This is a genomic window from Sphingopyxis sp. (assembly GCF_036402335.1).
Classification (GTDB): Bacteria; Pseudomonadota; Alphaproteobacteria; order Sphingomonadales; family Sphingomonadaceae; genus Sphingopyxis.
Genome location: NZ_DASWTD010000092.1, coordinates 1 through 7252, shown reverse-complemented (window position 1 = coordinate 7252; position 7252 = coordinate 1). Strand labels below are relative to the sequence as shown.

The following is a 7252-nucleotide window of genomic DNA, read 5'->3' as shown; positions in this document are numbered from 1 at the left end:
AAAGCCGCTCCCGTGTCGGGCGATTCGGTGCAGCACATCCCCGTCGGATCGATTCGGCCGCTGCCGGGTCAGCCGCGCCGCCATTTCGACGAAAATGCGATCGCCGAGCTCGCCGATTCGATCGGGCTGCGGGGATTGCTCCAGCCGATCATTGTTCGCCGTTCGCCCGATGGCGACGGTTACCAGCTCGTAGCGGGCGAGCGGCGCTGGCGCGCAGCGCAGCGTGCGGGGCTGCACCAGATTCCCGCGCTCGTGCGCGAACTTGACGATGCCGCGACCTACGAGATCGCGCTCGTCGAGAATATCCAGCGCCAGGATCTCAACGCGATCGAAGAGGCGAGCGCCTACCGCCGCCTGATCGATGATTTCGGGCATAATCAGGAAGCGCTGGCAAAGCTCGTCGGCAAGTCGCGCAGCCATGTCGCGAACCTGATGCGCCTGCTCGATCTGCCCGCCAGCGTTCAGGCGCTGGTCAGCGACGGATCGCTCGCGATGGGGCACGCCCGCGCGCTGATCGGCGCCGACGATGCCGAGGCGATCGCGAGCCGCGTCGCGAAGGAGGGGCTTTCGGTCCGTGCGGTCGAGGCGCTGGTGCGCGCCGGCAAGGGCGGCGATGCGCAGCGCAAGGCACCGCCCGAATATAAGGGCATGGATGGCGGGCGCGATCCCGATATCGTCGCGGTCGAACGCCATTTGTCCGAGCTGCTCGGAATCGGCGTCGCGATCCAGTATGCCGGCGGCGGCAAGGGCGCGCTGACGCTCAAGTTTGCGTCGCTCGACCAGCTCGACATGATCTGCCAGCGGCTCTCGGGCGAATCGATCTGATTTGGTTTCCGATCGTGGCTTCCGTGCGCTGTCCGATTTGTACCAGCCCGGGGCGGAAATGACGCGATCACGCGCGCCGGCGCACTCTAATATATCTATAAGCCAATGATTTTTCTGCTCTATTCCGTCCCGCACGCGTCAATTCCTACCGCGTCGTTAACGATGCTTGCTGGCAAAGCCTGAACGGGTCCCCCGCTAAACGGCTCGGCGAATGGGGTGGGATATCCATTCGAAAATTCGACCGAAATTTTTCGGATTCAAGGGACCAAAACTTATGCGCAAATTTGGAATGAAGCGCGCCCTCGTCGGCGCCGCGATTGCTGCCCTCGCGATGAACGCCCCGGCGGCGCATGCAGCGTCGGCCACGGGCACGGCAAAGGCCAAGATCCTGCGCCAGATCACGCTCACCAACACCAGCGACCTGCAATATGCGACGATCATCAGCGGCGCGACCGCTTCGACCGTTGCCGTGACGACGGGCGGCACCCGCACTTGCGGCGCATCGCTGACCTGCACCGGCACCGCGACGTCGGCCAACTTCAACGTTGCCGGCACCGACGGTGCCGTGGTGCTCGTCGGCGGCGATTCGAGCGTCACGCTCAACGGTTCGCTCGGCGGCACGATGACCTCGTCGCTGACCTATTCGGCGCCGACGATCACGCTCGGCTCGACCGGCGGCAGCTTCCAAGTCGGCGGTACGCTCAGCGTCGGCGCCAACCAGGCGTCGGGCGATTATTCGGGGACGTTCAACGTCACCGCCAACTACCAATAATTGATGGGGGGACGGCGGGCTCTACGCTCGCCGGCCAGCAAATCGGGCCGTCGGACGCAGGTTCGGCGGCCCATTTTTGTGCGTTCGATCTGCATGGTTAGCGAAATATCAACCATGTTGGCGCAGGCAGGATGCGACCATCGGGACGGTGTGGGGCCGTTTCCGGGACGATTGTGGGGATCGTATCCATGCTACGCTTTTTCAGGGCTTTTTGCCTGCTCTCCGCGGCTGCGTTGGGCGCCGCGGCTTCGCCCGCTCGGGCTGCGGGCGACTTGCTCGTTGCGCCGACGCGCGTGATCCTCGACGGGTCGCGCGGGACCGAGGTCGTGCTGAACAATATCGGCGCCGAACCGGCGACCTATCGCATCAGCCTCGAGATCAAGCGGATGACCGCCGAGGGCGGGCTCGACGAGATTGCCGAGGACAAGGTCAATCCGGCCGAGCGGACCGCGCTCGACATGATCGCCTTCAGCCCGCGCCGCGTCACCCTGCCGCCGAACCAGCCACAGGTTATCCGCGTCGGGGTGCGCGTTCCCGAAGGAACGCCGCCGGGCGAGTATCGCGCGCATATGCTGTTTCGCGCCGTGCCCGACGCGGCGGCGGCCGTGCCCGCCGATCCCGCGAAGCCGGCGGGCGAGGGCGTGTCGATCGCGCTGACGCCGATCTATGGCATCACGATCCCGGTGATCGTCCGTGTCGGCGACCTGGGCGCCGAAGCGTCGATCGGCGAGGCGTGGGTGAGCGAGGGCGCCGACGGCCCCGCGTTCAATTTCGACCTCGCGCGCACCGGTAACCGCTCGGTCTATGGCGATATCGAGGTGACCCGGCCGGGTTTGCCCGAGCCGCTACTCGTCGCGCGCGGCATCGCGGTCTATCCCGAGGTCGGCGCACGCAAGGTGTCGCTGCGCGTTCCGGGCGAACTGGCGGCGAAGCTCAAGGGGCCGGTGCGTATCCGCTATACCGAGGACCGCGAAATCGGCGGCGGCACGATCGACGAGGCCGAGCGGGTTGTGAAGTAGCGGGCAACGGCGGGAACGGAAGCGGGCGGGACGATGATCCGCGCGGCGCTTGCCCGATGGAAGCCGGCGATATTGGCCGGGCTGGCGCTGGCGGGTCTCGTTCCCGCCGGCGCCCATGCCGTTGACAAGGCGCCCGTTTCACTCGCCGCCGACAGCTGGTCGCCGAACGAGGACGACCGCTGGCTGTTCGATGTCCGCTCGGGTCAGTATCGCCTCGGCGACGGGGTGCGCGGTTACCAGACGCCGCAGGGGATTTGCGTCGACCTCGCCGACATCGTGCTCGCGCTCGACCTCGCGGTGCGCGTCGACCGAAAGTTGCGTCGCGCAACCGGCTGGGTATTCGACGAACGGCGCAGCCTGACGATCGATCGCGATGCGGGCGAGGTGCGCGCGGGCAGCCAGAGCTTCGCGCTCACCTCGACGATGATCCGCGACACGCCCGCGGGCTGGTGCGTCGATCTCGGCAGCCTCAATAAATGGCTCGGCGTTCCGCTCGCCGCCGACCTGTCGAACGCGGTGCTGCGCATCGACAGCAAGGACAAGCTGCCGTTCCAGCTCGCCGCCGAGCGGCGCGCGCGGGCAGCGGGAATCCGCCCTCAGGCCACGTTCGACCTCGCGAGCCTGCCGCAGGCGAAGCGGCCGTATCAGGCGTGGGCGACGCCGTCGGTCGATGTCGTCGCCTCGGCAGGGGGCGTGTCGGACAAGCGCGGTGGATCCTATGTCCAGGCGCGTTACGAGGTTTTTGCCGCGGGCGAACTGCTCGGGCAGAGTTTCGACGCGCGATTGTCGTCGGATAACGAAGGCGTCGCCGACAGCCTGCGGATGCGGCTCTATCGCACCGATCCCGAAGGGCGCCTGCTCGGGCCGCTGAAGGCGACGCATTATGCGGTGGGCGACGTCAGCCTGCTGTCGACGGGGATCGTTGCAGCGTCGGCGCCGGGGCGCGGGGCGGTGCTGACCAATCGCCCGGTCGAGCGCCCCGACAGCTTCGACAAGACCACTTTCCGCGGCGACCTGCCCGCAGGGTGGGATGCCGAGCTCTATCGCAACGGGCAATTGCTCGCTTTCACCAGCCCGAACGGTGACGGGCGCTACGAGTTTATCGACGTGCCGCTGCAATATGGCACGAACCGCTTCGAGATCGTGCTCTATGGCCCGCAGGGCCAGATTCGGCGCGAAATCAGGCAGGTGCAGGTGGGCATGGACTCGATCCCGCCGCAGCAGACCTGGTATTGGGCGGGGTTCGCGCAGGAAAATGCCGACCTGGTCGAGTTCGGAAACCGTCGGGGCGGGGCGTTCCGGCGCGGCTGGCGCGGGACGATGGGGATCGAGCGCGGACTCGATACGCGCACGTCCGCCGCTGCCTATTTCCACAGCCTGATGATCGAGAATGTCCGGCGCAATTATGGCGAGGTGGCGTTGCGGCGTTCGATCGGGCCGACACTGGTAGAGGTGGGCGGCTCCTACGCCGACAATGGCGGGGTCGCCGCGCGCGCGAGCTGGCTTGCGGCGTTTGGCGAAACCTATGTCCGCGCCGACGCGATGCGCGGCTGGGGAGGGTTCGTGTCTGACCGTTTCATCAACAATATCAACGGAATCTATTCGATTTCGGTCGACCAGTCGGTCAAGCTGGGGCGAACGATATTGCCGCTCCATCTCGACGTGCGGCAGGTCGAGCGGCGCTCGGGGATCGAAAGCCTCGAAGCGAGCGCGCGGGCGTCGGCGAGCTTCCGTGCGCTGACCTTTACCGGCCAGCTCGACTGGGCGCGGACCAAGGTTCCGATCGGTCCCGATCCGCCCGACAATCTGGTGGCCAGCCTGCTCGCCAACGCCCGGATCGGGCGCGTCCGCGTTCGCGGCGAAGCGCGTTTTGCACTCTCGGGCGACAATAGGGACACGCGCATGACGGTGATCGGCGAGTGGACCGGAAAAGGCGACGCCGAATGGCGGACCGAGCTCGGTTACGACCGCGGACTGGGCCGCGCGCGCGTTGGCGCTGGATATACACGCCGTTTCAACAAGTTGCAGCTAACTGGATTTGGCGAAGTGGCAAGCGACGGGTCGGCCGCGGCATCGATCGCGCTTGCTTTCAGCTTCGGACCAAAACCGGATGGCGGCTGGCGCGTGTCGAGCGAGAAGCTCGCGAGCCGCGGCCAGGTGATCGCCGATGTCTGGATGGACGATAACGGCGATGGTATCCGCCAGCCGGGCGAGGCCGCGCTGCCGGGCGTGCCGCTGACCGCGGGCAATGCTGCGGTCGACGCCGCGACCGGCAAGGATGGCCGCGGGACGATCGACGGGCTCGAACCCTTTCGCCCGGTGATGATCGGCATCGATGCCGGCAGCCTGCCCGATCCCTATGTCCAGCCTGCGCTGCCCGGCGTCGTCGTATCGCCGCGGCCGGGGGTCGCGACGCGTGTCGCTTTGCCGATGGCGGCGGCGGGCGAGATCGAGGGCGTCATACGGCGCGACGGCGGCAATCCGGTCGAAGGACTGAGCCTCGAGCTCGTCGATGCCGAAGGCCGCGTCCGCGCGACGACGGTCACCGAATTCGACGGATATTTCCTTTTCGAAGGCATTGCTTATGGCCGGTACACAGTCCGGCCGGGCAAGGTATCGGCGGCTGCGCTGCGGCTCGACGGCGCCTTTGCGATCGGTGCCGTGCCGGGCAAGGCGACCCCGCGCGTCCGGCTGGGCACGCTGGCGCTGAAGCCGCTGCGCCGCGAGGTCGCGAGGCAGGACGGCGACCCGCCGGGCGGGAATAGTGCACGCGGACCGCCCGGCGATGAAAGTCCCTAGAAGTCCGGGGGCCGTTGGGGGTGGCTTCGCGTCACTCCCCTCCCATCAAGGGAGGGGAGAAGGCAATGGCTGCTCCCGGTCGGCAAGCGACCGGCAGGAGCCAGCAAGGACCTAGCAGCGGCGCCCGCCGCGATCGACCTCGCGGCCGATCAGTGCGCCGGCGGCGCCGCCGATGATCGTGCCGGGAAGGCGGTCGCCGTAACGGTCGACTTCGCGGCCGAGCAGGGCACCCGCGGCACCGCCGACGATCAGACCGGTCGTGCCGCTGCCGCGACGGCAATAATAGCGGCGGTCGCGATAATGGCTGCGGCGATAGTCGCGGCGATAATCACGACGATAGTCGCGCCGGTAATCGCGATATCGATCATGGCCTCGGTCGCTGTAATAACCATGGCGGTGGTGGCGATCGCGCGCTTCGGCTTCGGCAGGAAGCGCAGCAAGGGCGCTGGCGCCGATCAGCGCGGTCAAGGCCAGTTTCTTGAGCAGGAACATCCATTTTCTCCATCTTGGTCCCTGCGACCAGATTAGGACGGCAAAGATGGCGCCCGGCTGAACTGTCCGCCTCGCTTCGTCGCAACCGGTTCGGTTCGGCGGCCATCGAGGGCGTCTGGTCGTGTCGACGGTATCGCCATGCGCGGCCTGACGGAGTGCGGCACGAACCGGATCGGCGTCTCCGGACAGAATATGGGCACCGCGTTAACCAGTTTTTATCCATGTTTGGCCACAGCGGAGACGAGCATGAATTTGCCTGTGGGGAATTATCAATGTCTGACGCTTCTGGTTCGAAGAACCGCCCGACCAGCGCCGACGTCGCCATCATTGGCGCCGGCCCGGCCGGACTGACCGCCGCCTATCAGCTGACCCAGCAGGGTTATCGCGTGACCGTGATCGAAAAGGATCCGGTCTACGTCGGCGGGATCAGCCGCACGGTCGAGCATGAGGGCTTTCGTTTCGATATCGGCGGCCACCGCTTTTTTTCGAAGAGCCGCGAAGTCGTCGACCTGTGGAACGAGATTCTTCCCGACGATTTCATCGAGCGCCCACGGATGAGCCGCATCTATTATGAGGGCAAATTCTATTCCTATCCGCTGCGCGCTTTCGAAGCGCTGTGGAACCTCGGCGTGATCCGCTCGACCCTCTGCATGGTGAGCTATGCGCAGGCGAAGCTGTTTCCGAACAGGAAGGTGCGGAGTTTCGAGGACTGGACGATCAACCAGTTCGGGAAGAAGCTCTATTCGATCTTTTTCAAGACCTATACCGAGAAGGTGTGGGGCATGCCGTGCGACGAGATGTCGGCCGACTGGGCGGCGCAGCGCATCAAGGGGCTGAGCCTCGGCGCTGCCGTGCTCGACGGGCTGAAGCGCAGCCTCGGGCTCAACAAGCGCCCGAACGACGGCATGGCGACCAAGACGTTGCTCGAAACCTTCCGCTATCCGCGCCTCGGCCCCGGCATGATGTGGGACGCGGCGCGCGACAAGGTGGTCGCGAGCGGAAACCATGTGCTGATGGGCCACAGCTTCAAGCAGCTGACGCAGGACCAGCGGACCGGCCGCTGGCGGATGACCGCGACCGGCCCCGACGGCGAGATCGTGATCGACGCCGCACATGTCATCAGCTCGGCGCCGATGCGCGAGCTCGCGGCGCGTATCCATCCGCTTCCCGCGTGCGCGCTGAACGCGGCGCCGAACCTCAAATATCGCGACTTCCTGACCGTCGCGCTCAAGATCCGCTCGGAAGACCTGTTCCCCGACAACTGGATCTATATCCACGACAGCAAGGTGCAGGTCGGCCGGGTGCAGAATTTCCGCAGCTGGTCGCCCGAAATGGTGCCCGACCC

General features: G+C 66.3%; 6 protein-coding genes. 5 read left to right on the top strand and 1 reads right to left on the bottom strand.

From position 1 onward, the window contains the following. The 4 genes from VGD20_RS02815 to VGD20_RS02800 all read left to right on the top strand — a co-directional run. Nucleotides 1-825, top strand: an 825-nt coding sequence (locus VGD20_RS02815) for a ParB/RepB/Spo0J family partition protein (RefSeq protein WP_331132993.1), incomplete at its 5' end; no start/stop codon positions are given. A gap of 274 nt (nt 826-1099) precedes the next feature. Continuing rightward, the gene (locus VGD20_RS02810; protein WP_331132992.1) at nt 1100-1597 is read left to right on the top strand and encodes a DUF4402 domain-containing protein; all 498 of its coding nucleotides are present in this window, start codon (nt 1100-1102) and stop codon (nt 1595-1597) included. A 188-nt stretch (nt 1598-1785) separates the two neighbouring features. Beyond that, on the top strand, nt 1786-2616 hold the full coding sequence (locus VGD20_RS02805) for a molecular chaperone (protein WP_331132991.1): 831 nt from the start codon (nt 1786-1788) through the stop codon (nt 2614-2616). 33 nt (nt 2617-2649) lie between these two features. After that, nucleotides 2650-5415, top strand: coding sequence for a carboxypeptidase regulatory-like domain-containing protein (locus VGD20_RS02800; RefSeq protein WP_331132990.1), 2766 nt, complete (start codon nt 2650-2652; stop codon nt 5413-5415). 111 nt (nt 5416-5526) lie between these two features. Here the strand turns inward: VGD20_RS02800 and VGD20_RS02795 are convergent, their stop codons facing one another. Continuing rightward, nucleotides 5527-5907 (bottom strand): glycine zipper 2TM domain-containing protein, encoded by a 381-nt coding sequence (locus VGD20_RS02795; protein ID WP_331132989.1) that lies wholly within the window; start codon nt 5905-5907, stop codon nt 5527-5529. A gap of 272 nt (nt 5908-6179) precedes the next feature. On the opposite strand from VGD20_RS02795, the gene VGD20_RS02790 reads away from it, so the two are divergent. Then, nucleotides 6180-7252 (top strand): NAD(P)/FAD-dependent oxidoreductase (locus VGD20_RS02790; RefSeq protein WP_331132988.1); only part of this gene is annotated, 1073 nt, incomplete at its 3' end.

Bases quoted from the DNA above. Each gene is read 5' to 3' on its own strand.
- VGD20_RS02810 (WP_331132992.1), top strand. From the start codon at position 1,100: ATGCGCAAATTTGGAATGAAGCGCGCCCTCGTCGGCGCCGCGATTGCT.
- VGD20_RS02795 (WP_331132989.1), bottom strand. From the start codon at position 5,907: ATGTTCCTGCTCAAGAAACTGGCCTTGACCGCGCTGATCGGCGCCAGC.
- VGD20_RS02800 (WP_331132990.1), top strand. From the start codon at position 2,650: ATGATCCGCGCGGCGCTTGCCCGATGGAAGCCGGCGATATTGGCCGGG.
- VGD20_RS02805 (WP_331132991.1), top strand. From the start codon at position 1,786: ATGCTACGCTTTTTCAGGGCTTTTTGCCTGCTCTCCGCGGCTGCGTTG.